At 66.7% G+C, this 23,551-nt stretch carries 19 protein-coding genes and 4 pseudogenes; 12 read left to right on the top strand and 11 right to left on the bottom strand.

Features of this window, described 5'->3' with window-relative positions; translation table 11 throughout:
- Positions 1–33: 33 nt before the first annotated feature.
- Together HEB94_RS53275 and HEB94_RS53270 are read right to left on the bottom strand one after the other, a co-directional pair.
- Positions 34–291 (bottom strand): hypothetical protein, encoded by a 258-nt coding sequence (locus HEB94_RS53275; RefSeq protein ID WP_337918595.1) that lies wholly within the window; start codon positions 289–291, stop codon positions 34–36.
- Positions 292–410: 119 nt separating this feature from the next.
- A pseudogene (locus HEB94_RS53270) lies at positions 411–767 on the bottom strand (NAD(P)/FAD-dependent oxidoreductase); the annotation flags it as partial.
- A 730-nt stretch (positions 768–1,497) separates the two neighbouring features.
- On the opposite strand from HEB94_RS53270, the gene HEB94_RS52135 reads away from it, so the two are divergent.
- The 4 genes and pseudogenes from HEB94_RS52135 (at position 1,498) to HEB94_RS01550 (ending at position 5,717) form a co-directional block, all read left to right on the top strand.
- Entirely contained in the window at positions 1,498–2,580 is a 1,083-nt protein-coding gene (locus tag HEB94_RS52135) for an iron-containing redox enzyme family protein (protein ID WP_337917438.1), read from the top strand.
- A 196-nt stretch (positions 2,581–2,776) separates the two neighbouring features.
- Positions 2,777–3,977 (top strand): annotated as a pseudogene (locus HEB94_RS01565) (IS110 family RNA-guided transposase).
- Between the two features lie 140 nt (positions 3,978–4,117).
- Positions 4,118–5,179, top strand: a pseudogene (locus HEB94_RS50030) (IS1380 family transposase); the annotation flags it as partial.
- A 235-nt stretch (positions 5,180–5,414) separates the two neighbouring features.
- A complete protein-coding gene (locus HEB94_RS01550) occupies positions 5,415–5,717 on the top strand; it encodes a hypothetical protein (protein ID WP_192748297.1) in 303 nt (100 codons plus the stop codon).
- A gap of 132 nt (positions 5,718–5,849) precedes the next feature.
- Here HEB94_RS01550 and HEB94_RS01545 read toward each other — a convergent pair whose 3' ends face one another.
- Entirely contained in the window at positions 5,850–7,109 is a 1,260-nt protein-coding gene (locus HEB94_RS01545; protein WP_192748296.1) for an IS701 family transposase, read from the bottom strand.
- A gap of 128 nt (positions 7,110–7,237) precedes the next feature.
- Here HEB94_RS01545 and HEB94_RS01540 point away from each other — a divergent pair, with 128 nt between their 5' ends.
- From HEB94_RS01540 to HEB94_RS01525, 4 genes are all read left to right on the top strand, one after another.
- The gene (locus HEB94_RS01540) at positions 7,238–7,453 is read left to right on the top strand and encodes a hypothetical protein (protein ID WP_192748295.1); all 216 of its coding nucleotides are present in this window, start codon (positions 7,238–7,240) and stop codon (positions 7,451–7,453) included.
- The gene (locus HEB94_RS01535; RefSeq protein WP_192748294.1) at positions 7,450–7,878 is read left to right on the top strand and encodes a phage holin family protein; all 429 of its coding nucleotides are present in this window, start codon (positions 7,450–7,452) and stop codon (positions 7,876–7,878) included. The genes HEB94_RS01540 and HEB94_RS01535 overlap by 4 nt, the downstream gene beginning before the upstream one ends.
- Complete coding sequence (locus tag HEB94_RS01530) at positions 7,848–8,513, top strand: DUF3618 domain-containing protein (protein ID WP_192748293.1); 666 nt, start codon at positions 7,848–7,850, stop codon at positions 8,511–8,513. Before HEB94_RS01535 ends, HEB94_RS01530 begins: the two co-directional genes overlap by 31 nt.
- A gap of 2,768 nt (positions 8,514–11,281) precedes the next feature.
- A complete protein-coding gene (locus HEB94_RS01525) occupies positions 11,282–11,950 on the top strand; it encodes a hypothetical protein (RefSeq protein WP_192748292.1) in 669 nt (222 codons plus the stop codon).
- Between the two features lie 158 nt (positions 11,951–12,108).
- On the opposite strand, the gene HEB94_RS52130 is transcribed toward HEB94_RS01525, so the two are convergent.
- Positions 12,109–12,231 carry a hypothetical protein gene (locus HEB94_RS52130; RefSeq protein WP_273374710.1) on the bottom strand — a complete coding sequence of 41 codons (123 nt, stop codon included), beginning with the start codon at positions 12,229–12,231 and terminating at the stop codon, positions 12,109–12,111.
- A 235-nt stretch (positions 12,232–12,466) separates the two neighbouring features.
- Positions 12,467–12,988 (bottom strand): annotated as a pseudogene (locus HEB94_RS54175) (HemK2/MTQ2 family protein methyltransferase); the annotation flags it as partial.
- A gap of 374 nt (positions 12,989–13,362) precedes the next feature.
- On the opposite strand from HEB94_RS54175, the gene HEB94_RS01515 reads away from it, so the two are divergent.
- Complete coding sequence (locus HEB94_RS01515) at positions 13,363–14,139, top strand: MBL fold metallo-hydrolase (protein WP_192748291.1); 777 nt, start codon at positions 13,363–13,365, stop codon at positions 14,137–14,139.
- Positions 14,140–14,235: 96 nt separating this feature from the next.
- On the opposite strand, the gene HEB94_RS01510 is transcribed toward HEB94_RS01515, so the two are convergent.
- Complete coding sequence (locus tag HEB94_RS01510; protein WP_202896051.1) at positions 14,236–15,318, bottom strand: IS630 family transposase; 1,083 nt, start codon at positions 15,316–15,318, stop codon at positions 14,236–14,238.
- Positions 15,319–15,458: 140 nt separating this feature from the next.
- On the opposite strand from HEB94_RS01510, the gene HEB94_RS54170 reads away from it, so the two are divergent.
- Positions 15,459–15,803, top strand: coding sequence for a transposase (locus tag HEB94_RS54170; protein ID WP_192748289.1), 345 nt, complete (start codon positions 15,459–15,461; stop codon positions 15,801–15,803).
- Here the strand turns inward: HEB94_RS54170 and HEB94_RS01500 are convergent.
- The gene (locus tag HEB94_RS01500) at positions 15,731–16,150 is read right to left on the bottom strand and encodes a hypothetical protein (protein ID WP_192748288.1); all 420 of its coding nucleotides are present in this window, start codon (positions 16,148–16,150) and stop codon (positions 15,731–15,733) included. The genes HEB94_RS54170 and HEB94_RS01500 overlap by 73 nt on opposite strands.
- A gap of 344 nt (positions 16,151–16,494) precedes the next feature.
- A protein-coding gene (locus tag HEB94_RS01495; protein WP_420481508.1) for an IS3 family transposase occupies positions 16,495–17,792 on the bottom strand; the annotation gives its coding sequence in 2 pieces (ribosomal slippage) (positions 16,495–17,498 and positions 17,498–17,792; 1,299 coding nt in all).
- Between the two features lie 1,759 nt (positions 17,793–19,551).
- Here HEB94_RS01495 and HEB94_RS48870 point away from each other — a divergent pair.
- On the top strand, positions 19,552–19,854 hold the full coding sequence (locus HEB94_RS48870) for a hypothetical protein (protein ID WP_202896050.1): 303 nt from the start codon (positions 19,552–19,554) through the stop codon (positions 19,852–19,854).
- A gap of 254 nt (positions 19,855–20,108) precedes the next feature.
- On the opposite strand, the gene HEB94_RS01485 is transcribed toward HEB94_RS48870, so the two are convergent.
- The 3 genes from HEB94_RS01485 to HEB94_RS01475 form a co-directional block, all read right to left on the bottom strand.
- The gene (locus HEB94_RS01485; RefSeq protein WP_192748287.1) at positions 20,109–21,113 is read right to left on the bottom strand and encodes an IS3 family transposase; all 1,005 of its coding nucleotides are present in this window, start codon (positions 21,111–21,113) and stop codon (positions 20,109–20,111) included.
- Positions 21,110–21,439: a hypothetical protein gene (locus HEB94_RS01480; protein WP_192748286.1), complete on the bottom strand. Its 330-nt coding sequence runs from the start codon at positions 21,437–21,439 to the stop codon at positions 21,110–21,112. The genes HEB94_RS01485 and HEB94_RS01480 overlap by 4 nt, the downstream gene beginning before the upstream one ends.
- A 365-nt stretch (positions 21,440–21,804) precedes the next feature.
- Positions 21,805–22,059, bottom strand: a complete 255-nt coding sequence (locus HEB94_RS01475; protein WP_192748285.1) for a hypothetical protein — start codon at positions 22,057–22,059, stop codon at positions 21,805–21,807.
- 478 nt (positions 22,060–22,537) lie between these two features.
- Between HEB94_RS01475 and HEB94_RS01470 the strand changes: the two genes are divergently transcribed.
- Positions 22,538–23,461, top strand: coding sequence for an NAD(P)H-binding protein (locus HEB94_RS01470; RefSeq protein ID WP_202896049.1), 924 nt, complete (start codon positions 22,538–22,540; stop codon positions 23,459–23,461).
- Positions 23,462–23,551 lie beyond the last annotated feature (90 nt).

Below are 23,551 nucleotides of genomic sequence, written 5' to 3'. Positions count from 1 at the left end.
ATACAGGCAAGCTCGACCGATGGGACTGTGCATCTAACGGTGTTTCCGGCGCGACACGCTGAGCTGGTGGCTCACCAGGATTCCGCGATGGCCCGGGCTCGTCCCGACGTAGGGGATCTTGTCGGTGGTGACGAAGTCTTGGGCCGCGCAGCGGTAGTCGACGGCTTCGACGTCGAACGTCGACCGCGTCCAGTCCTCGAGGTCCTGGTAGAGCGCCATGGTGTCCTCGACAGCACCGGTCTCGTGACCGTTGCCGACCACGATGAGCCGCCGGGGCCGGCGGCGAGCCACGGCCGTGTCGACCGGGTGGGCGAGTCGATCGAGATGGTCATACTCGTGGGTGCGGGGGTCCTCAGTCGCGCGGCGAGGCCGTAGCTGCGGCTCGGCCTGGTCCGGGCGAAGTAGCCGCCGATGAGGTTGATGGGCAGCAGGGTCGCGACGACCACCTGGTCGGCGCGGACGGTTCCCGCGCTGGTGGAGACCGCGACCGTGTGGTCCCTGCGTTCCTCGACCGAGGTGGCCCGGGTGTGCTCGAGGATGATGCCACCGATCCTCGTCAGCTCGTGGGCAAGCCCGTCAAGGTAACGCACCGGATCAAGGTGGAACTGGTCGTCGAAGCGGACGGCCGCCGCGACGTCGAAGGGCAGATCCGTGGAGTCGGGCCTGTCGGACACGGTGGCGGCAAGGCCGAATTGACGGGCTGCGGCTGCCTCCTTCTCCAACTCGCGCCTGCGTCGTGGATCGAGGGTGCCAGACGCCAGGAACACGAAGGCCCGCGCAAGTTCGGCTGTCCGCCGGGACGCCCGGTGGGAGAACGGCCACCGAACTTCGCGGTCTTCTCCGCACCCATGGAGGCATGGGTGATCGGCTCACACGGGTCGCGGTGCCGCGGCGTTGACCCGGATGCCTCGCTCGCTGAGTTCCTCCGCCAGCCCCTTGGTGAAGGTGACGATGGCGCCCTTGGTGGTGGCGTACGGTTGCAGTGGAGGCGAGGCCCGAAAGGCCTGGATGGATGCGATGTTGATGATCGCGGAGCCCCTTCATATGGGGCACCGCCTCCTGACACAACCAGAACATCGCGACGATTTGGTTCGGAACGTGTGCAGGAGAAGATCCTCCGGGATCGATTCCACGCCGTCGAAGGTCATCTGGAGGCCCGTTGTTAACGAGAATATCCAGCCGATTGAACTCCTCGACGGTCGTCTGCACGATCCGCTCGCACTGCGCCTTCTCGCTGATCGCCCGGCACTCGGACCGCCCGTCGACCCTCCTCCTTCCACGAGGTGAGGAGGAGGTCCTCCTCGTGGCTCCTGCGGCGGCATGGCACCGGCGCGGCGCGGCAGCGCGGGACGGCCACGGCCGGGCCCCAGGCGGTCGTGGACATGTTGGTCGCGCAGACCGCCGCGGGCTGCGCGGTTGGTGAGGGTGCATGACCCGCCGCGGCACCCACGACCACCACCCGTTTCGGCCGACATCCCCCCCGGGTAGGTGGTGCGGGTGACCACGCCGCCGCCGGACGACGGGCGCGGTGCGGCGATGGGAGCCGCCGGCACGCACGCGGCCACGTCGTACTCTCCGGCGCTTCCCACACCTCGCGGCCCGTTGTCCGCCGCGGTCATCGAGACGCTGTCCGGCGACCGCCATCGAGTCCTACCGCCCCGGGCCACCGTGGCCGCCGCGGACGCCTACGGCGAGGACCTGCAACTCGCGCTTTACACCTGCTACGAACTGCACTACCGCGCCTTCGCCGGCACGGACGGACGCTGGGAGTGGGACCCGGAGTTGCTGCGCCTGCGCGGGGATCTGGAGAGTGCCTTCCTCGCGGCGCTCCGCCACGACCTTCCCCACCATTCCGACGTCGCCAGCGCCCTCGAGCCCCTCGTCCACGAACCGGTGGACGGCGACGGCGTCTCCCATTTCCTGGAACGCGGCGGAGAACTGTGGCAGGTGCGCGAGTTCGTGGCGATGCGCTCGCTGTACCACCTGAAGGAGGCCGACCCGCACGCCTGGGTGATTCCTCGCCTGCTGGGGCAGGCGAAGGCGTCGCTCGTCGCGGTCGAGTACGACGAGTTCGGTGCGGGTCGGGCCGCCCGGGCGCACTCCCAGCTCTTCGCCGACCTCATGGCCGGTCTCGGGCTCGACCCGCGATACGGCCGTTACCTCGACGCCGCACCGGCCCACATGCTCGCCACCGTCAACCTGATGTCGCTACTCGGCCTCCACCGCTCCCTGCGGGGCGCCCTGGTCGGCCACCTCGCCGCGGCGGAGATCACCACCGCACCTAGCGCACACCGGATGGTGCAGGCGCTCCGTCGGCTGAAGCTTCCAGAGCAGTGCGTGTCGTTCTACACCGAGCACGTCGAGGCCGACGCCGTACACGAACAGGTGATGCGCCACGACGTGATCGGCGATCTGCTCGGACGCGAACCCGACCTGACACCCGACGTGATCTTCGGGATCGACGCGACCTCCTTCCTGGAGGACCGGCTCGCCGACCAGCTGCTCGGCGCCTGGCGTACCGGTACGACGTCGCTGCGACAGCCGATCCAGACTCTGCCGCTCCTTAGCCCGGATCCGTAAGTTCTTGGTTGGCCCGGGAGGGCTGGGTGTGGCTGAGCCTTGATCGCCCTTGATGGCTCCGATGGATTGGCCGCCCGGCTCCTCCTGGGACGCCTTGACTGCTGATTGAGATGCGTGTCCTGGTCGCTGTTTACGGATCTGTCTGCGGGGGTGTCCTTCGGGCCACGGCGATGTCGTTTGCTCGGAGGAGGATGAGATGAAGCGGCAGGTCCGACTGGGGTGGGTGGGCGTCGATGTCGGCAAGGGTCATCACTGGGTCTGTCTGATCGACGAAAACGGGGCGACCGTCTGGTCGGCGAGGGTCATCAACGACGAGGCTGCGATCCTCGACGCGGTCGGCAGCGTGCTTACTCGGGCTGAGGAGGTCGTGTGGGGAGTTGACGTCACGGGGACGATGTCGGGGCTGCTGCTGGCGCTGTTGGCGGCGCACGGTCAGCGGGTGAGGTATGTGCCCGGTCGGACCGTGAACCAGATGGCGGGCGCCTACCGGGGCGAGGCGAAGACCGATGCCCGCGATGCATATGTCATCGCCGAGACGCTTCGACACCGCGGCGATCTGCAGGAGGTGGAGGTCTCGGCTTCGCTGGTGAGTGAGCTGCGGCTGCTGGTGACTCACCGCAGCGATCTGGTCGGGGACCGGGTCCGCATGGTCAACCGGCTCCGCGACGTACTCAGTGGCTACTTCCCTGCGCTGGAACGGTCCTTGGCTACGCCCACAGCCGTGGCGCGCTGGCTCTGCTGACCGGCTACCAGACCCCCGGGGCGATTCGCCGTCTCGGGCAGTCGCGGCTGCGGGCATGGCTGGTCAAGGGCGAAGGTCCGCAGCGCGGAGGAGATCGCAGCCGCTGCCCTGGCCGCGGCCAGGGCTCAGCAGAGTGTTGTGCCCGGGCAAGACGTCGCGGCCAGCATCGTGGCCGACCTCGCCGTCCAGATCCTGGCGATCGGCGCTCGGATCAGCGAGTTGGACGCTCGCATCACCACTACCTTCCGCGCGCCCTCAGGCCGAGATCATCGAGTCCCTGCCGGGCATGGGCCCGATCCTGGGCGCCGAGCTCATCGCCGCAGCCGGGGACCTGGGCGGCTACGCCGACGCCGGCCGGCTCGCCTCGGCTGCCGGGCTCGTACCCGTTCCGCGTGACTCCGGACGACGCACCGGGAACCTGCACCGGCCGATGCGCTACTCACGCAAGCTGCGCAGAGTGTTCTACCTCTCCGCCTCCGCGGCCATGATGCGCGAGGGACCCAACCGCGACTACTACCTCAAGAAGCGTGGACAGGGGCTCGGACACATCCAAGCACTCATCGCGTTGGCCCGTCGCCGCGTCGACGTCTTGTGGGCTCTACTCCGCGACAACCGGCTCTTCGAACTCGACCCACCAACTGCTCAAGAGGCTTGACAACTTCATTGAGAATCCACCGATGAGCGAGGGTGTGGGGCGTGTGGTTGGCGGGTCGTGACGTGAGAATGCCCTTGCATGTTGGGATGATCGGACTTGTCTAGGGTTCGATCTGTCCCGCACGGAAGGGCATCTCTGGGGTGCAACTCTCTCATACTGGCGCGGCGGTGTCTGCGGTGTTCGACGAGCCGAAAAATGGTGTCGGCGGCCGGGCTGGTTCCGCTGATGGGGTTGGCGGAGTCGGTCGGCCTGCAGGATCTTGCCGATTCGCAGTTGAGCGTGCCGAGCGACAAGGGCGCGAACGCCGGGTCGAAGGTGACCTGCCTGGTTGCGGGGATGGCCGCGGGGGCGGACAGCATCGCCGACATGGGGCTGCTCCGCCACGGTGGAATGAGCCGCCTCTTCACTGGTGTGTATGCGCCGTCGACGCTGGGGTCGTTCCTGCGTTCGTTCGCCTTCGGCCATGTCCGCCAGCTCGATGCGGTCACCTCCAGGATGCTGGTCGGTCTGGCGAACAAGACGCCGCTGGTCGCCGGGATCGAGGAGTACGCACTGATCGACATCGATGACACGATCACCGAGGTCCATGGCTATGCCCAGCAGGGCGCAGGATTCGGTTACTCCGGGGTGCGTGGACTCAACGCGCTGCTGGCGACCGTGACTACCAGCCAAGCCGCGCCGGTGATCATGGCGCAGCGGCTACGCAAGGGCTCATGCGGGTCCGCACGAGGCGCGAACGGCTGGTCGCTGACGCGTTGGCCACCCTCCACCAGTTGCGCGGCCCGAACGCGCGGGCCAAACCGCTACTCCGAGGCGATTCCGGCTTCTACGGGCGTGACACCGTCTTGACCGCGGTCGCCGCTGGCGCGGACGTGTCGGTCACCCTCCGCCTCGACGCGACGGTCAAGAAGGTCATCGCCTCCATCAGCGAGGCCGCCTGGCAGACCATCGAATACACCGACGCAGTTTTCGACGAAGCGACCCGACAGTGGATCTCCCGCGCCGAGGTCGCAGAAATCGACTTCACCGCGTTCTCCTCGGCCAAGAAGTCCGAGCAGGTTCCGGGCCGGCTGATCGTGCGACGTATCCCCGACCTCAACACCAAAGCCGGACAGGGCCAGGACACCATCTTCACCACCTGGCGGTTCCACGCGTTCTTCACCACCACCGATCCAGGTGTGATGGACCTGGTGACCGCGGACAGTCGCAGATCGTAGGCGTACCTCGCCCGCCCACGACATCGGACCGACGGCCACAAGGAACAAGGTCCCTGGCGGTGCCCGAAGTCACTCGAGAGGCTGAGTGGCAGGGCCGAAGATTCGGCGCTAGATGACAGAAGGGCCGATGCTACGTTCTCGGCGATCTGCTGCCTGTTGCGCGGGTACCCGGCCCATGTCCCGGTTGGCAATGTCAAGGGCGATGACTTGGGAGGCACCCGTGAGCCAGCAAGGAGAGGCGGGCGTTGAGCAACGGACCGGCCAGATCCCTCAACAAAGGCCTCCGACGACCGGCGGACGGGTGCGCGAGGCCGCCGATGAGGTTGGTGGAACGGCGCGCCAGCAGGCGCAGGCGGTGACTGAGGAGACCAAGGCGCAAGCGCGGCAGGCGACTGATCGGCTGCGTGAGCAGGTAGGCGGCGAGACGCAAGCTCAGGTTGAGCGGATGACGCAAAATTTCCGTGGCTGGGCGGATGACTTAGCATCGATGGCGGAGACGAATCCCAATTCACCTGTCTATTAGGACTTTGTCATGTCGATCATGGTGGGGCGAGTGCTTCGATGTGGTCGATGGTGACTTCTTGTCGGCAGGTGGGGCATGCGCCGGCGATGAGGGCGAGCACGATTTGTAGCTCGTGTACGACTGCGTACAAGCTCAGGCCGGCGCATCCTGTTTTGGGTCGAGTCTGACCATGGTGCAGAAAGCTTGGGCGATCGCGACGAGTGTGACGTGGCGGTTCCAGCCGGTCCAGGAGCGTCCTTCGAAGTGGTCGAGTCCGAGCCCGGTTTTCAGTTCGCGGTAGTCATGTTCGATCCGCCACCGGATCTTTGCCAGGTCGACGAGCTGATCGATCGGTGTGTCGGCAGGCAGGTTAGAAAGCCAGTAGTCGGTAGGCTCGTTCGCCTCATCGGGCCATTCGACCAGCAGCAGCTTCGCCGGCAAGGTCCCATCGTCTGCGCGAGGGATGTCGCGGTTGGCCGGACGTACCACGAACACCGCGAACTTCGAGGTCATGGCAGCACTCGGATTACCTTTCGTTTTTCTGGTCCCCTGCCGCCACGCCACCTCCTGGTAGGCATCGCGGCCGGCCGCCATGGCGATCTCGCGCAGACTCGATGCCGGCTTCGGGTAGTGGGGCTTGGGACGTCTGCCACGACCACCGTTACGTGGCGGTCTCACCGGCTCCGCTTCGCCGGGGTGGGCGCTGGTGCCGGCTTTGAGTGCGACCACATAGTCCAGGCCACGTTCTTCCACGCCGAGCCGGAACCTGGTGCAATCCCCATATCCGGCATCGGCAACGACGGGAAGCCTCGGCGACCCCCATTCGGTCTGCTCATCAAGCATGTCCAGCGCGAGCCGCCACTTCTCGACATGCCTCACGTCGTCAGGGACTTTGGATTCGGCTCGCTTCCGGCGGACCTTCTCGGCCTGCTCGGGATCATCACAGGCCTTGTCGTCCCAGCTTTCCGGGCAGAACAACCGCCAGTCGACCGCCGCCGAGCAGGTGTCGTTGACCGCGTGAACACTCACCCCGATCTGGCAGTTGGCGGTCTTGCCCAACGTCCCGGAATACTGCCAGGCCACACACGCCGAGGCAGGCCCGTCCTTGGGGAATCCGGTGTCGTCGATCACGTATGCCCGCGGCCCAATCGCCTGCGCAGCCCACGAGCTCAACCTGCGCCGCACCGCGGTGAAATCCCATGTCGAGGAGGTGACGAACTGCTGCAACCGCTGATGATCCACACCCAGCCGCTCCGCCATCGGCTGCATCGACTTACGCCGACCATCAGTCAACAGGCCACGCAGATACAACTCACCCGTGGCACGCTGATCCGAACGCGCAAGACAACCCAGCATGTCGGCTGCGAACTCGCCAAGCCTCGGCCGCAACTCCGCTATCTGATCAGGAGTCATGCACCGACCATGTCAGAACATCAACCACAGAACACGAAACGACACACCTAACAAAGTACTACTATGGCCTTGTGCGGGATGTCGCTCACGGTGGGCGTAGGGCCGCTGACCACTTGGACGACCGCGGCATGGACGGAATTCTCCAGGACGTCGAGGGGTTCGCGCGTCGCAGGCCGGTGGCCTTCCTGGTTGGTGCCGCGGCGGCGGGTTTCGCGGTGGGCAGGCTGGCCCGCGCCGCCACGAAAGGACAGACTCGACCGCTGACGGCGGATCCGACGAGCCGGGACATGCGCATGGGAAGCGACAGCGACCCGCTGCACCGTGCCCCTGAGGATCTCCCATGACGACCGATCAGTTGCGGCGTATCGAGCGGAGGGCGGCCGAGGACTCGGCCTCCACCGGGCAGCTTCTGGCCCGCATCAGTGGAGACGCCTCCCGACTGCTCCGGCAGGAAGCAGAGCTGGCCAGGATCGAGATACGGGACGAAGCCGCGAAGGCGGGCAAGGCGGCGGGCATGTTCGGCGGCGCGGGAGTCGCTGCCCACATGGTCCTGCTGTTCGGCTCGTTGGCCGCGGTGTTCGCGTTGGCGCATGTGTTGGATCCAGCCTGGGCAGCGCTTGTCGTCACCGGCATCTGGCTGCTGGTCAGCCTGACGTTGTACGCATCAGGTCGAGTCCGGTTGCGTCGTGTCCCGTCGAAGCCGGAGCGGACCGTCGAGACGTTGAAGGAGGACGCGGAGTGGTTACGCCATCCGAGCCGGATCAGCTGAAGGACGACATTTACCAGACTCGCGCGGAACTCGCCGACGACATCGAACGACTGGCGGAACGTGTCAGACCTAGCCATGTCGTGCGGCGTCGCGGTGCCCGCCTGAAACGATCGGTGCGGCGTGCGGGGCGGCGAGTCATGGGCAGCGCCGAGCAGACCACGGCGCTGACTGGTAGGCAGCTGGACGACGTCGCCGCGACCACGCGGGAGAGGGCCGACCAGACGGCCGACGCGATGCGGGAGAGGGCCGGCCACGCCGCCGACACCATAGAGCGTGCGACCGGACAGGCCGTCGAAACAGTGCGGTCGACACCTGGCCAGGTGTCGCAGCGAACGCAGGGCAACCCACTCGCCGCCGGAGTGGTTGCCTTCGGAGCCGGCCTGCTCTTGGCGTCCGTGCTGCCAACCACCGAACGCGAGGAGATGGCCGGGCAGCAGTTGAGAGAACGCGGGGAAGGCATAGTGGAGCCGGTCAAGGAGGCCGTTCAGGAATCCGGACAGCGTGTGGCGGAGGAAGCCAAGGGCCAGGCTCGCGAAGCCGGCGAGGAACTCAAGGGGACTGCGAAGCAAGCCGCCAACGCCACGAGCCAGAAGGTGCGCGAGGAGAAAGGTCACGTCTCTGATCAGGGAGGTTGATCGAAGGGGCCGCGACTGACCGGAGGCGAGCCCGTAGTGGGAGTCGGGGCAGGCACACACCCGCTCCTCCCGAGCGGGGCGCCGTCGGTTACCTTCAGGCAAGACCGGACACACACTCGGGCCGAGGAAGGCAGGCTAGCTTACGCCGTAAGTCCTTGTCGCGAGGGCCAATTGTCACCTGTTCCGGAGGCATGCCTGTGCCTACGCTGCGGGCGACGGCAGGAGAATCCCTCGCGGATTGAACGCGGCTGACCTGGATCGGGCATCCCGCCGTGAGCCTGTCCGGGTCAGTCCACAAGCGGTGCGAGACTGCACCGCTCATAACGGTCGGTGTAGCCCCTCCAGGAGTGTGCGGGACTACACCGGCCGCCGCCTGTTTAGGATCGGCACTACTGGCAGGGCGGCCCGCAGTCGGAACCAGTCGGCCCCGCCCAAGTTGACTCGCACCGAAATGAGGCTCCCCACTTCGAGGACCCTCGCGACGACGGTGCTCTTCTCGATCCCGGTCCAGCCCTCCCTCGCGCTGGAGGGTGTGCCTTCCCAAGCTACGCGGCGGGCACCCAGTTGAGTCGCCGTCGATGCCCTCCACCCCGGCGGTGCCCGGCCGGAGCTTGCCGCCCCTGCTCCGGAGTTCGTCGGGCACCGGAGCCGAGCATGACCCACATCGAGTCCGGATCCGTCGCCCCCTTTGGCCCTAAACTTGGGCCCGGTCGGACTCGTCCGACTCCCCGGGTTGAGACCAGCGTCGGAGTGGTTCCCGACACCCTCAACCTGTCATCCGTCGGGGCCAGGATCAGCATCGGGTTCGTCCCCTGTGCCCCGGCCCCGCGGATGTTCGGGACCGCATCCTCGCCGCTCCGGCGCCACAGGCGCTCCCTTCGCCACACCTTCCTTCGGTGCAGCCCCCGAACGGCGGGAGGGGAGCCGGAACTGCACGTGGACCCCAGCGCCCTGGCACCCATGAGCGTTGGCGCCTTCGCTGCGTCGCCGCCTTCTTGGTCTTCGGCCGGTCCACGGTCCGTGCCGGTTCCTGCCGCACGAGGCTCGAAGGCTTCGTGATCCGTCGCCGCTGGTCTGCGTCTGACCGGGCGCATCACGAACATCCGGTGGGTGGCGGCGTGAGCGCCCCGCCTTCGCTACCTACCTGGCCTCCAGTCTCGTCCCCTCGACGCGGACCCACCACATGCAGAGGTATCGCCGAGCGGCCCTTGCTTGCTCTGGGCTGGGTGACATCGTGCGGTCGGCCGCGAGTTGGAGCCGGGAGGTGCCTCGGTTTGTCGGTTGTGGCGAGCACGCTGCGCAGGCCACCGACCACTGTCCTGCGGCTGGTGCGCGACTCCGTCCGGGGCACCGGCCACCAGTTCGAGTGCGGCGTCAAGATGCTCGACGAGGACTATTTTCGCCGCGCGCCTGCAGCCCTACGATTCCGCTACGCCGAGCTGCCGGTAGTCGAGCCGTTAGCCAGCCCGCGAACTCGCGAACCTGGCTGCCCGCCTGCGGTTGCTGTACATACTCCGGGGCGCTGGGGAGCCGCTCGCAGGCCGAGGCGTGGCTAGGAAGCCGGGACGGCCGCGGAGGGCAAGCCAGAAGCATACGTTTCAGGTCCCTGCTGCTGGGGGCCCATTGTCTCTGCGACCCTGCCAGTTACCGCGCGTAAAATCTGAATGGCAGCAGGGGTCATGACAGCGACCCCTTGCGCGGGCCGGGCGCGGCCACAAGTCCCCATCCCGGGCCGGCCCGGTCCCAAAGCGATGCGAGGGCCTCCGAGGACAGCGCCACATCGCCCTCGCTGGTAGGCCTTGGCGCAGTGCCTTGCATCCGGTAAGGCCGGTGTCGTCCCTGCAGCAGACAGGCTACCGGCCACCGTCTCTCTGAGAGGGGCACCATTAGCGGCGGGCCGGCACAAAGCCGGGCTCCAGTACTCTGTCCAAGTTGCCCTTCGCATCGATGTGAAGCTCGCTCACGGCGCTGGGTTCGTCGTGTGCCGCTCGACGTCGGCCTCAAGTTTGAAGTGCAAGCTGATCTTGCCCACCGCCTAGGCCGGGCGCGGGGCGCAAAGGTATTCCAGGCTGACCACCACACCCCCCCGGCGCCGGACCGTGCCGTCATCTGCCAACGCTCGAGGATCCAGGGTGTCGTTAGAGCTCGCGCGCAGAAGGACCGACCCAGCCGGTCCCACGGTGGGATCGCCGGGATGTCTGCAGCTTCGAGGGCGACCGATTGCTGCGGGCGATGATAGCGCCGTCCCCGGCCCGTGGCGCGCCGCGCACACGACGGGCCGGTAGGGCGCGCCCGGCAGCGGCGCCACCAGGCTTATTTCCGCAAGCTAAGGGCCGCAAGTCCTGCCTGCGGCGGTCTGATGTGTGGTCTGGGCGCTCGACTTCGGTGCCTACGGTGCGACAGAGGATCAACAACGGATCCGTGTCGTCGGGCGTCTGGAAGTGTCGCACTCGGGTTATACCTGATCGACATCTGTCGCGGGGATCCGCTGAGTCAGACCGAAGTGGTCGCGGTTCCGGCGGGTAGCGGCGAATGGTGAACTCGGTCCACGGTCCGAAGGCGGTGCGAGGGCGCGAAATCCACCAAAGTGGCGCGGGCCGGCAAGCGTGGCGCCGGGCATTGCCCGCGGTCGGGTAGCTCATCAGGGTTGGGCTACACCGACCGAAAACCGGTGACGTCGTTTTGGTGAGGAGGGCGTACTCCTTGACCAGTTTGAGGGCGCCCACCTGCCTGACCGTGGCTGGGGCGACCGTTTGAAGAGGAGGAACATGAACGACTCGACAAAGATTTCCCTGGCTGTGATAGGCGGGTACATCCTTGGCCGGCGGAAGAAGGTCAAGTTGGCTCTCTTGTTGGGGTCGGTGCTCGTCGGTAAACGTCTCGACATGCGTGCGCTCGGGAAGGAAGTGGTGGGTCGGCTGTCCGAGTCGCCCGAGGTCGGCCGGATCGTCGGCGATGTTCGCGGCGAGCTGATGTCGACAGGCCGGGCTGCGGCGATGTCTGCCCTCAGCCGGCCTCTTGAGGGCCTGGCGGATCGTCTGGAGGAGCGCACCGCGAGGCTAGCCGGTGCGCGGTCGAAGGGCGAAAGCGAGGAGGAGCCCGAGGAAGGCGAGGAAGAGGAGGAGGGCGCTGCCAAGGCCGAGCAGCGCGAGGAGGAGCCCGAGGAAGGCGAGGAAGAGGAGGAGGGCGCTCCCAAGGCCGAGCAGCGCGAGGAAGAGGAGGAGGGCGCTCCCAAGGCCGAGCAGCGCGAGGAGGAGCCCGAGGAAGGCGAAGAGGAGGAGCGGCGCCCGTCAGCTGCTGGTCGGGGGCGGGACCACTCCGATCAACGTCGTGGCGCGCCGGAACGCGGACGCCGGGCGTCGCCGCCAAGGCAGCGCGAGCCGGAGGAGTCCCGTACGCCGACGGGCACCGGACGGCGCGGCGGTAGCCGTGGCTGACTCGGCAGGTGCCGAGTCGAAAGGGGGAGTGACATGAGTCAGACATCGAGCGGCCGTGTGCGGCCGGAGGCGGTGAACCTTTCCGACATCGGAGATGGCGTCCGCAAGGCTGCATCGGAGAACCCGGCGACCCAACGGTTGGTCGAGGCGGGCCAGGCCTACGTCTCGGCGAAGGGGGGCAGATGTTGGGCAAGCTCGGCGGCAAGGTGGGCGAGACGACCAAGGGCCTCGCCGGTGTGGCGAGCGGCGAACAGGGTGCCGGCGACATGCTCGGCCCTCACCCACCACCGGATCGCCGAAGTGCTCTACGCGGGAATCGGGGCCTACGAGGATGGGACCGCCCGCGAAGATCCTCACTACCTGCCCGTCCTCTAAAACCCCCCAGCTCATGGCATCTCTCCCCGGATCACGACTAGCTGCTCCTCGCGCTGTCCCGGTCGGATGTAGCCGCGTTCTTCCAACCAGGACGCCCGCGCCCACATCACCGGGCCGAACGGGAATCACGAGACGGTCGGCCACGTGGGCCCGCATACCGACGTCCCGTAGCCGCCGGATCGTCCGGCCGACCCCGCACAGCGCGGAGTGGACCAGCAGCACCACGCCGTGCGAACTCAACATGCGCGGCAGCAGCGCGCACAGTGGGTCGAGCAGGGCCCGACCGTCCCACCCCGCGTCCCAGCCGAGCCCGGCCCGGCTCGTCCTTTCCGGGACGGTGCGCAGGGCGGGGACATACGGCGGGTTCGCGAGGACTAGGTCGAACCGCTGGCCGAGAACGGGTGCACCGAGATCGCCACGGCGCACCGCGACCCGAAGGCGGCGAAGTCTCGCGTTGGTCCACGCCGTCCACACCGCCCGCCGGGAGATGTCCACCGCCATGACCTCCTCCGCGCCCGCGCGCGCCGCCGCCACGGCCAGCAGCCCACTGCCGGTACACAGATCCAGCACCCGCGCTCCGCTCGGCAGCCGCTCCCGGCCCAGGGCAGCCATCAGGAGCCACGAGTCGTCCTGAGGCGCGTAAACACCTGGAAGTCTCAGCATCCACACCGCGCCACCCCCGTCGTCCCTGCGTCATGGAGATGTGTCCGACCTCTTCCTGGCTACCACACACACCGGCCCCCCGCCGGGAACCAGCCCCAGCCCGTCCCGTCCAGCCATCCTGTCAAGAGCCTTCAGGCTCGGGCGCCGCGCCGAGCCGCCCGACCTCATGTGGTCAGGACGGACCTCGCGCCCATCGTGGGCCTTCAGATGGTTGAGGAGTCCCCGGCCTCTGACGAGCGAACTCAGGGCCCTCAAGGTCGCTCCTCATGGTCCGGGCGGGTGGATGATCACGCGGCGTCGGGTAAGGGAACGGCGTGGACTCGCAACCTGGACCCGTGCTGGTAAGTGATGGGCCGGGTCAGTTCGGCGAGCTCATGTTCATCGGCAACGCGACCACGCTGATCCGCTATGGCTCGTTCACGCTGCTTACTGACCCGAACTTCCTGCACCGCGGCCAGAGGGCCTATCTCGGCCACGGACTGTCCACCAAACGATTGACCAACCCGGCGCTATCGATCGACGAGCTACCCGAACTCGACGCCGTCGTTCTGTCACACCTGCACGGCGACCACTGGGACCGGATCGCGCGCCGACGTCTGGACCGCAGTCTCCCAATCATCACGACACCACACGCGTCGCGGCGACTGCAGGGCTGGCACGGCTTTCGTCGGGCACTTGGCCTGCGCACGTGGGAACACCACGAACTCAGCAAGGACGGCACGACACTGCGCCTGACCGCCCTACCAGGCCTGCACGCCCCTGGCCCGGCCCGTCTACTACTGCCGCCGGTCATGGGCACGATGCTGGAGCTCAGCAAGGACGGGAGGGTCCTGCACCGGCTCTACATCACCGGCGACACCCTGATGCACGACGCTCTGACTGAGATCGCACGTCGCTACCCGCAGGCGGATCTCGCGGTGCTCCACCTGGGCGGCGCCAAACTGCCGGGTGGCCTGATAGTCACGATGGATGCCAGTCAGGGAGTTGACCTGCTGACATTGCTGAAGCCGCGTCGCGCGGTCCCGGTCCATTACGACGATTACGACGTGATGACGTCATCCCTGTCGGACTTCCGTGAGGAGGTCGAACGGCGCGGGTTGGGCAGCTGTGTCACTTACCTCGATCGAGGAGAGAGGACGCCGCTCAGCTGAGACGAACGAAGACCTCTGCGAGCAACCTTCTGGCCAATCTGGATCGTGTGGCGAAACCCGCGACCAAGCCACTAGTGTTGCGTGATTCTGGTTGTGTTATTTCGCGTTGTTGTCGACGAGTTTCTTGATGTTGGTCTGGACGAGGCGGACCTTGGCGAGGATCTCTTCGCTGGTGGCGGTCCAGGCGAACGGCTTCGCGTCGATGTTCCAGGTGTCGATGTAGTCCTTGATCTGTTTGATCAGCACGTTCACCGAGGTGAAGGTGCCGCGGCGGATCGACTGGCGGGTCAGGATCCCGAACCACGTCTCGATCTGGTTGATCCAGCTCGATCCGACCGGGGTGAAGTGGAACCTGACGTGCGGATTCTCCTCCAGCCAGGCTTCCACCTCTGGCGTGGTGTGGGTGGACAGGTTGTCCAACACCACATGAATGTCCTTGCCCGCATGAGGTTTGACGGCCTTCTTCAAGAAGGCCAGGAAGTTCACCCCGTCCCGGGTCGGCCTGCACTCCCCGACGACCTGGCCGGTGCCCACATCCAGGGCTGCGAACAGGTTCGTGACACCGTGCCGCACATAGTCGTGGGTGCGTTTCTCGGTCACGCCGAAGTCCAACGGCAGCAGCGGCTGAGTCCGGTCCAACGCCTGGATCTGTGTCTTCTCATCGATGGAGAGCACCACCGCCCCACCGGGCGGGTCCAGATACAACCCGACCACATCGGAGACCTTCTCCGCGAACGCGGGATCCTTGGACAACTTGAACGTGGCATGCCGGTGCGGCGCAAGCCCTTCCTCCCGCCACACCCGAGCCACATAGCTCCACGACACACAGATCCCCTCGACCCGCTTCAGATACCCAGCCAACCCACGGGTCGACCAGTGCGACAGCCCCGTCTCCACCGGCGGAGAAGTCCTGGTCAACGCCACCACCCGAGCCCGCACCCGCGGTGGAACCTGCACCCGCGGCGCAGCCCGATCACGATCGTCCAACCCGGCCAGGCCATGCTCGGCGTGGCGGCGGACCCACCGATCCACCGTCGGCAACGACACCCCCGCCAACTCCGCGATGTCCTTACGACGCCGACCTTCCCCATGCCACAACACGATCCGCGCCCGAGTCGCCAGCACGGCCGACACATCCCGACTGTTCACCAACGCCCGCAACTCAGCGTCCTGCTCCACCGAAAGCTCCACACCGAGTCAACGAGCCACAACACGAAAAGTAACGCAACCAGAATCACGCAACACTAGGACGTGTCCCGCTGGGGCAACGTGTAGATGGTCTGGTGTGGATGAGCGTCTGAACCGTCATGATCTAAGCGATGAGGAGTGGCGGCGGTTGGAGCCGCTGCTTCCGGTTCATCCGCGACAGGGCCGCCGTTGAGTTGATCACCGCAGGGTCATCGATGGGATTTTCCATCGGACGCGGGCAGGGGTGCCCGTGGCGGGACCTTCCGGCCGCCTATAGCAACTGGAAGACCGTCTACAACCGGCACCGCCACTGGTCTTTGGATGGCACCTGGGACTCCGCCCCTCGAGCCCCGCCTGGAGAACGCCGCCCTCAATTTGGTACCCCAGCCATTGATCGTGATCCTCATGCCTGGGCAAAGCCGATCTCCCGGTCTGCGGCAGCGATCTGGTCGTGGAAGCGTTTGTGGACCCAATGACGCTCGCCGAGGAGGTTCATCTCCCCCCAACGCCCGGATACCGGACCGAGTCGGGTAGGGCGCGGCACCGTGGCCGCCAGACGCTGCGGGCTGGCGCCACCGGACAGCTTGCTGCTGTCCAACACGTAGATGGCGTCCCGGGTGACCACCACGCACCGGTACTTGTTCCAGAACATCGTCAGGCCGGTCAGATAGGTAATGACGAAGAAGAAGAAGTGCGGTGCGCTCTGACAGATGAACGCCTGCTGTATCTCACTGCCGGCAGGCAGAAACGGTGCCGAGCGCTGCACCAGGTCCTGCCGCGGCTCGGGATCACGTCGGCCGGTCTCGTCAAGTCCGTCGGTCACGGGTAGTCCCTTCCCAGCTGCGCGCATCTGTAGATCCCACGGGAGTGCCGCGTCGTCTTCGGTTCGCAACCGTTCCGCATGGACCGCAGATCCGACACCAGCGGCGCAGCCGCTCCACGCCAATCATGGCCCGAGTGTCCTCCCGACGGCCGTGGTGATCAATGGGACGCAACCGAGCGACGGGACCCTTGAACAGCGGCGCAACGCCTCTCGAAAGCACCCGAGAGAGCCACATGACAGGCCACGGCGTGGCCCCGAAGCCCCCGACGCCGAGATTTGCCTGGACGAAGCGAGCCACACCGAGCCCCACCGAGTGAAGCGCCCCGGGTTTCGTGGAGACTCGGTTACTTGGATCCGACCGCTGCGGGGACGGGTGTTTCAGGGTAGTGCTCGGTCGTGAGGCTGGCCCAGTGGTTGGCCTCGAACTCTGCCGGCGGGATCAGTCCGATCTCGCCGTGGAGGCGTCGGTGGTTGAACCAGTCGATGTACTCGGCGACGGCGATCTCGACGTCACCGACGGACTTCCAGCCCCCGCTGGGGCGCATGGCCGGGTTGCGGATGCACTCGGCCTTGAACAGCGAGTTGAACGCCTCAGCCATCGCGTTGTCATACGAATCGCCCTTGGAACCAACCGAGGCGACGGCCTCGGCCTCGGCCAGCCGCTGGGTGTAGCGGATGGCTCGATATTGAACTCCGCGGTCTGAATGGTGGGTGAGCCCGGTGACGTCCTGCCCGGCTCGCTGCCGGGCCCACAGACCCATGTCGAGCCCATCCAGGGCCAGGTCGGTGCGCAGTGAGGTAGACACCTGCCACCCCAGGACCATGCGGGAGAACACGTCGAGCACGAACGCGGCGTAGACCCAGCCCGAGTGGGTGCGGACATAGGTCAGGTCCGCCACCCAGAGCTGGTTGGGAGCCTGGGCGAGGAACTGACGCTTGACCAGATCCTCGGGACGCTTGGTCTCGGCGCCCTCGCTCAGCGTGGTCTTGCGGGTCTTGTCCCGCCTGATCCCGGCCAGCCCCTCGGCTTTCATCAGGCGTTCGACGGTGCACCGGGCGACCAGGGTGCCCTGCCGGTTGACCTCGGCGTGGACCTTGCGGGCGCCGTAGACACCGAGGTTGTCGGTGTGGACCTGACGGATCACGGGCACCAGTTCGGCGTCTCGGATCGCTCTGGCCGAGGCCGGTCTGGTCTTGGCTGCGTAGTAGGTGCTCGGGGCAATCTTGGTCCCGCCAGAGGACAGGACTTCACAGATCGGCTCGACCCCGAACCTGTCGCGGTGGGCGTCGATGTAGTCGACCAGCACCGCTGTCGGCACGCTTACTTGATCTTGCGGTCGAGCTCCGCGGCCGCGAAAAACGCCGACGCCGTTCGCAGGATCTCATTGGCTCGCTTCAGCTCACGGTTCTCTCGCTCCAGGTCCGCGATCCGCTTGGACTCGTCGCTGCTCGTGCCGGGCCGGACCCCGCCGTCGATCTCGGCTTGGCGCACCCATCCACGCAACGTCTCCGGATGCATCCCCAACTGCTCCGCGATCCGAGCGATCGCACCCGGCCGACTCGCCGGGTCCTTACGCGCCTCCACCGCCATCCGGGTGGCCCGCTCACGCAGCTCGTCGCCGTACTTCCTCGGTGCCGCCATGACTCTCATCCTCCATGGATTGAGAGCCTCCACCAGACCCGGGGCGCTTCAGAGACCCTCCCGGAGCGCCGTCAGGACGCAGCGACCCGTCCCTGGCCGCGAAGTACCACCGCCTGATGACCCAGGCCGGCAAACACCACACCTCCGCGCTCTGCCACGTCGCGACCGCCCTGCTCGCCCGCATCGCCGCGTGTTGGCGCCGCGCGGCGTGCACTACACACCGCGCGACACCGACGGACGCGCGCTCACCCTCAGCGAAGCCCGCACCATCATCGCTGAGCGCTACACCATCTCCAACGAACTCCGCGCCATCAGACGCACCACAACCACCACCCGCAAGGGAACGGGCCGGCGAAGTAAGAGGTCGCAACGCGCTCCGTCGACCGGCCCGCCCACCACCCACGCTACGACCCCGCGAACCCCTTGCATTAGGAACTCAACGGCGGAAACTACCGTGCCGGTAACTTCGCCCGCAGCGTGTCCGGCTTCGTCTCACGCCACCAACGCATCCACGCCTACACCCCAGCCCACAACGGCAAGGTCTGTGAAGACTTACCTCGGCGTTGCACCGGACCGGTCTGACCCCGGTCAAGGTATGACCCGCCGATATCTGTGGTGTCCTGCGTTTGATTTGTCGGCCGGCTCCGGTGCAACGCTGTGGTGCGCACCGGCCAGGCGGAACTGACCTGATAGGAGCTTGGACCAGAAGCCCCGTCACAGACTTGTCGCCCGCCCGGCCGGTTCGCTCCATCCGTCAGAACAGCCCTAACGGAAAGAGTGGATCCCAGCATGACAACCCAGCTTGCCGCCGAGTGAAATCGGTGCTCATGATAGCGCCGGTCCCGGGCCCGTGGCGGGCCGTACGCACACGACGGGCCGGTAAGGCACGCATGGCAGCAGCGCCACAGGCCTATTTCCGCAGACCAAGGGCCGCAAGTCCTGCCTGCGGCGGGTTTGATGTGTGGTCCGGGCGCTTTACCGTCGAACGGGGCCGAGCTCGGACGGGTGCGCAAGGACGCGGCTATAGACGAACCACGCCGAGCCGGTGGTACACGTCAGTCCCGGTCGCTTGGGGCTCATTGTCTCCTGTGCTGTGCGCATGCCAGTGCCTACAGTTTGGTCGCAACCGGCCGCGACGATATTGCGTGCTTGTGGCCCGGGAAGGTTGATACCGATGATCAGGCGAGTGATGTGGCAGGGGTTTATCGCAGGAGCGGTCGGGGCGATCGTCATGACGGCGAGTGAGAAGTTAGAGCAAAGACTGACTGGCCGCCCCGATTCTTATGTACCCGCAGACACCATGCGGCGGCTCATGCGGGGGGATAAGCGGCGAGAGGCTGCTAACTGGGCCATGCACCTGGGCCAGGGCATACTGCTTGGGCCAGTTCGCGGAGTGATGGCCAATGTGGGCCTGCGGGGACCGTGGTCGTCGGCGATGTTTACCGTCCTACGTCTGACCAACGACCAGATCCTGGAGAACGCGACCGGTATCGGTGCTCCGCCCCAGACCTGGCCACGGCCTGAACTTGTGCTGGACCTGGTACACAAGGCCGTGTACGGATTTACAACCGGCGTCGTCGCCGACTCACTCGCCGCCCGTCACGGTCCCGGTGCCGGCCAGAAGCACGCAAGAATGCGGCCTAGTCGTCGAGCCAATGTCGGCCCACCTCGCCGTCGTCTGCTCGTCGGCGGCTGTGGGCGGGCATCTTGATCTCTCGGAGAGCCCATCGAGTCAGGCCCTGGAACTGGAAGGAGAATCATGCCGGAGCGAAACACCGTCATGCGTGAGCTGCACGATCTCGGTTTGGCCGCCTGGTTCGGCGGGTCAGTGATGGGTGCGGTTGGCCTCAATCCGGCCGCCGAGGAACAAGGCACTGAGGTGGAGAAGGCGCGCGTCGCGTCCTCCGGATGGGCCAAATGGACACCAGTGAACGCCGCGGCGATCGCCGTTCATCTCGTAGGAGCGGTGGGGCTTGCCATCGCAAACCGGCGGCGCATCGGCGCCCAGAAGGGAGTCCTCGCATCCACACTCGCCAAGACCGCTCTCACGGGGCGGCACTAGGCGCTACCGCCTACGCGAGAGCCCTCGGGAAGAAGATCGAGTTAGCAAGCTCTTCCGATCAGGAGAAGGCCAAGAAGGCTGAAAAGCACCCGATCTCCGTGGAAGGCGCGCAAGGTCAACTGCGCCTCGTCCAGTGGGCCATACCCGCACTGACCGGCGGGATTGAGGTACTAAACTCCTTGCACGGCGAGCAGCAGCGGCCCTCTCAGCAGGTCTGGGGCGGAAGGTGTCAAGTCAAGTGAGACAGGTTGTGCCTAGCGGATGGGTTGTTCCTGCTCGAGGGGCTGGTTGATCCAGGCGACCTCGGGAAGGTGGGGTGGTCGGGGGCGCCGGGTGAACCGTTGGGGGTGCGCAGCGTAGGCCTGGTTGAGGGTGTGCTGTCGCTGGATACGGATCTGGTCGGCGGTGCCGAAGTGCACCGAGGCTGGGGTGTGCATGCCGATCCCGGAGTGCCTGTGCCCGTGGTTGTAGGCCGCGAAGAAGCGGTCGCAGAAGTTGCGGGCGTCTTGCAGGGACCCGAATCGCTGCGGAAAGTCTGGCACGTATTTCATGGTTTTGAATTGGGCTTCTGAGTAGGGGTTGTCATTCGATGTGCGGGGACGGGAATGGGACCGCAGGACGCCTAGATCGACCAGTAGCTCCGACACGGGTTTGGAGACCATGGCCCCGCCTCGGTCGGCGTGGATTGTGTGTGGTTCGACCCCGTTACGGTTGACCGCATCGGTGAGGAAATCTCTGGCCAGCACCGCGTCCTCGGCTGCAGCGACCAACCACCCCGTGACGTAGCGGGAGAAGATATCGAGGATGACGTAACACTTGTACCAGACGCCTTTGGCCGGTCCTTTCAACGCGGTGATATCCCACGACCAGACCTCACTTGGGCCGCGGGCAGCCAACTCCGGTCGCACTCGTGGTGGATGGGTGGCTACCCGGCGCCGCTCGGAGGTCTGCCCGGCGGCGCGGGCGATCCGATACATGGTGGACATTGAGCACCAGTACCTGCCCTCGTCCAGCTCACGAGCCCAGACCTGGGGGATCGCCAGGTCCGCGTAGGCAGGGCTCGCGAGCAGGTCGAGCACGCGGGTGCGCTCGGCCTGGGTCAGCGTCTGCGGCGGTGGTGTGCGTGGTAGCCGGGGACCGTGCACCACGGGCTTGGGGTTGGCGTGGCGGTAGTGGGTGGCCCGGGAGATCCCGGTCAGCGCACACGCCTTCTGCACGGAGATCGCTGCCGCACGCAACTGCGTGAGGGAGGCCTTCATGACGTCTTCGACGGAGGTTCGTTCTCCGCGCTCTCGGAGAGTCCTTCCAAGAGCGCGTGCGCTTTTCCCATGATGTCCAACGCCATCCGTGTTTTCGTCAGCTCGGATTTCAGTTTCTCGTTCTGGCGGCGCAGTTTCTCCAACTCGATCTGTTCGGCGGATTTCCTCGGTCGGCCCGCCGGGACTGGTGTGTTGGTCGCGTCGGACAGGGCGCCGGCGTCGCGGGCCCGTGTCCATTCGATGACGTGGGAGGAGTACAAGCCCTCGCGGCGCAGGATCGCGCCTTTCTCGCCGTTGGGTGCGTTCTCGTACTCGGCGACGATCATCAGCTTGTACTCCGGGCTGAACACTCGTCGTGACGGTCGGGGTGCCGGATCGGTCTCTTCGGCCGGAGGGGTGGACGGCCTGGGCTGCTTGTCGGGTGGTGGGGACACGTGCACAAGGATCTCCGATCCCGCCCTCGGTCAGGAACCCCCGTACTCACTCGGGGTGTCTCACACCAGCCTGACAAAGAGGGGGGAACCCTGCGACGGCTGGCGTCGGCCTGGCTAGGTCGGCCAGCAAGCGGTGGCTACACCGATCCGGCGTAGCCACCGCTCAGGGCCCTCTCGCACGCTCGCAACGGTCCGTGTAGCCCTCTTTGGGAATGCAGGTGGAGATCCGCACCGGGGCAGGGCCCCCAGGGGGCGGGTCATCCCGCCTGCTCGAGGGCGTCGCCGAAGTCTCGAGTCAGCCGGCTGTGCTGGTCCTCGCTCATGAGATGGCCCACCGAGATCACGGCAACGACCGGCCACTCAATGATGCCGAGCGCCCCCATGGTCACCAGTCCGGCGTACCACACCAGTCGTTCGGGTGGCGGCAGGGCGACCGAACCGACGAGCGGAAGGGTGAGGTGGAGACGCCTACGCTCGATCGCGCGCTCCGTTGCGGCCCGGTATCCGCTCAATGGCTGCTGTGCCCGCGCGGAAGCCCGGCGCTGCGATGGGCGGCTCGTCCCGGACCGTCCAGAAGGCGCCGGCCGTGTCGTATGGGAGGCTCTGCCCCGAGCGGGCGTACCTTGTTCCTGGGAAGATCGCTTCGGCGCCCTCCGCGGCCGCGAAGCACGCCGTTCGGCTTGGCGGGTCCCTCCGCCCGTCGCCGTACGTGTGGTCACTGCTCTCACCCCCCCGATTCAGGCTAGGTAGCTGGCGGTCCGCTCGACCTCACCCCGATCGGGTGAGGGCGCCTTTGAACATCGCTCGTGCCATGCGCGCTGCTCGGCGACGCAGCCGCACCGCACCGCAGTCTGCGGCGGCGCAGTGATCTGTCCAATCGTGTCCGGCGGGTCGGGGTGGGCGCGCCAAGGATGTCCAGCGATCTTCCAAACTGAGGTGCCCGCTGCGGACTCGTGATCGCACGGCCAGCGCGGGCCGCATACTGGGTAGGTGGGCCAACAGCATCCAGCCAACCTGGACGTGGTCACTGGGGCGTTCAGCTACTCAGGCGCGGCGATCACTGCGGCGCTGCTGGCCACCGGGCGGCGGGTCCGCACCCTGACCGGCCATCCCGACCGCGCGCAGACCGGAACACCCGTCGAGGTCCGGCCGCTCGACTTTGACGATCCCACTGGCTTGGTCGACTCCTTGCGCGGCGCCCAGACCCTGTACAACACCTACTGGGTGCGGTTCCCTCGCGGACGGATCAACCACGACGTGGCGGGGGCCAACTGCCGCACCCTCTTCCACGCCGCCAGAACGGCAGGTGTCGACCGGATCGTGCACCTCTCGATCACCCATCCAGACATCGCCTCCCCCTACCCGTACTTTCGGGGCAAGGCGCTGGCCGAACGCGCGCTCGCCGAGACAGGGATCAGCTACGCGGTGCTGCGCCCGGCGATCCTGTTCGGCGGGGACGGCGTGCTGCTGAACAACATCGCCTGGCTGCTCAGGCGCTTCCCGATATTCGCGGTCGGCGGCACTGGCGGCTACCCGGTGCGCCCGATCCACGTCGACGACCTGGCGCGCCTGTGCGTTGCGGCAGGGGCGTCGGACGTCACCTCCATCACCGACGCCGTCGGTCCGGAACGGCCATCCTTCCTCGATCTGGTCCGCACTATCGCCGAGGCGGTACGCAGCAGGGCCCGAATCGTCCCGGTGCCCGAAACCTTGATCCCGCCACTGGCCGCAGCCCTCGGCCTTGCACTGCGGGACGTGTTGTTAACCGCCGAGGAGTATCGCGCCATGGCCGCCGGGCTGGCCGACACCGAAGGCCCAACCACAGGAACGGTGCGGCTCAGCGAGTGGATCGCGAGCAACGCCGACGCACTCGGGATCCGCTACGCGAGCGAGATCAGCCGCCACTTCCGATGAGCCCGTTCTCCGGTAGGCAGGGCGTCGAACTACGCCCATCGGAGGAGCCTCTGCCCACCACCAAACTCTATCCGGGGAGCGGGTGGGATC

The sequence above is a fragment of the Actinopolymorpha pittospori genome, assembly GCF_014873875.1.
In the GTDB taxonomy this organism is placed as follows: Bacteria; Actinomycetota; Actinomycetes; order Propionibacteriales; family Actinopolymorphaceae; genus Actinopolymorpha; species Actinopolymorpha pittospori.
Note: the sequence above shows the minus strand (reverse complement) of the source record. Positions and strands in the feature narration are given on the sequence as shown.

What these genes read in the sequence shown, in the direction of transcription:
- HEB94_RS01540 (WP_192748295.1), top strand. Translation starts at nt 7,238, where the DNA reads ATGGACGGAATTCTCCAGGACGTCGAGGGGTTCGCGCGTCGCAGGCCG.
- HEB94_RS01485 (WP_192748287.1), bottom strand. Translation starts at nt 21,113, where the DNA reads ATGAAGGCCTCCCTCACGCAGTTGCGTGCGGCAGCGATCTCCGTGCAG.
- HEB94_RS01535 (WP_192748294.1), top strand. Translation starts at nt 7,450, where the DNA reads ATGACGACCGATCAGTTGCGGCGTATCGAGCGGAGGGCGGCCGAGGAC.
- HEB94_RS01545 (WP_192748296.1), bottom strand. Translation starts at nt 7,109, where the DNA reads ATGACTCCTGATCAGATAGCGGAGTTGCGGCCGAGGCTTGGCGAGTTC.
- HEB94_RS48870 (WP_202896050.1), top strand. Translation starts at nt 19,552, where the DNA reads ATGCCGGAGCGAAACACCGTCATGCGTGAGCTGCACGATCTCGGTTTG.
- HEB94_RS54170 (WP_192748289.1), top strand. Translation starts at nt 15,459, where the DNA reads ATGAGGAGTGGCGGCGGTTGGAGCCGCTGCTTCCGGTTCATCCGCGAC.
- HEB94_RS01515 (WP_192748291.1), top strand. Translation starts at nt 13,363, where the DNA reads ATGTTCATCGGCAACGCGACCACGCTGATCCGCTATGGCTCGTTCACG.
- HEB94_RS01525 (WP_192748292.1), top strand. Translation starts at nt 11,282, where the DNA reads ATGAACGACTCGACAAAGATTTCCCTGGCTGTGATAGGCGGGTACATC.
- HEB94_RS01480 (WP_192748286.1), bottom strand. Translation starts at nt 21,439, where the DNA reads ATGATCGTCGCCGAGTACGAGAACGCACCCAACGGCGAGAAAGGCGCG.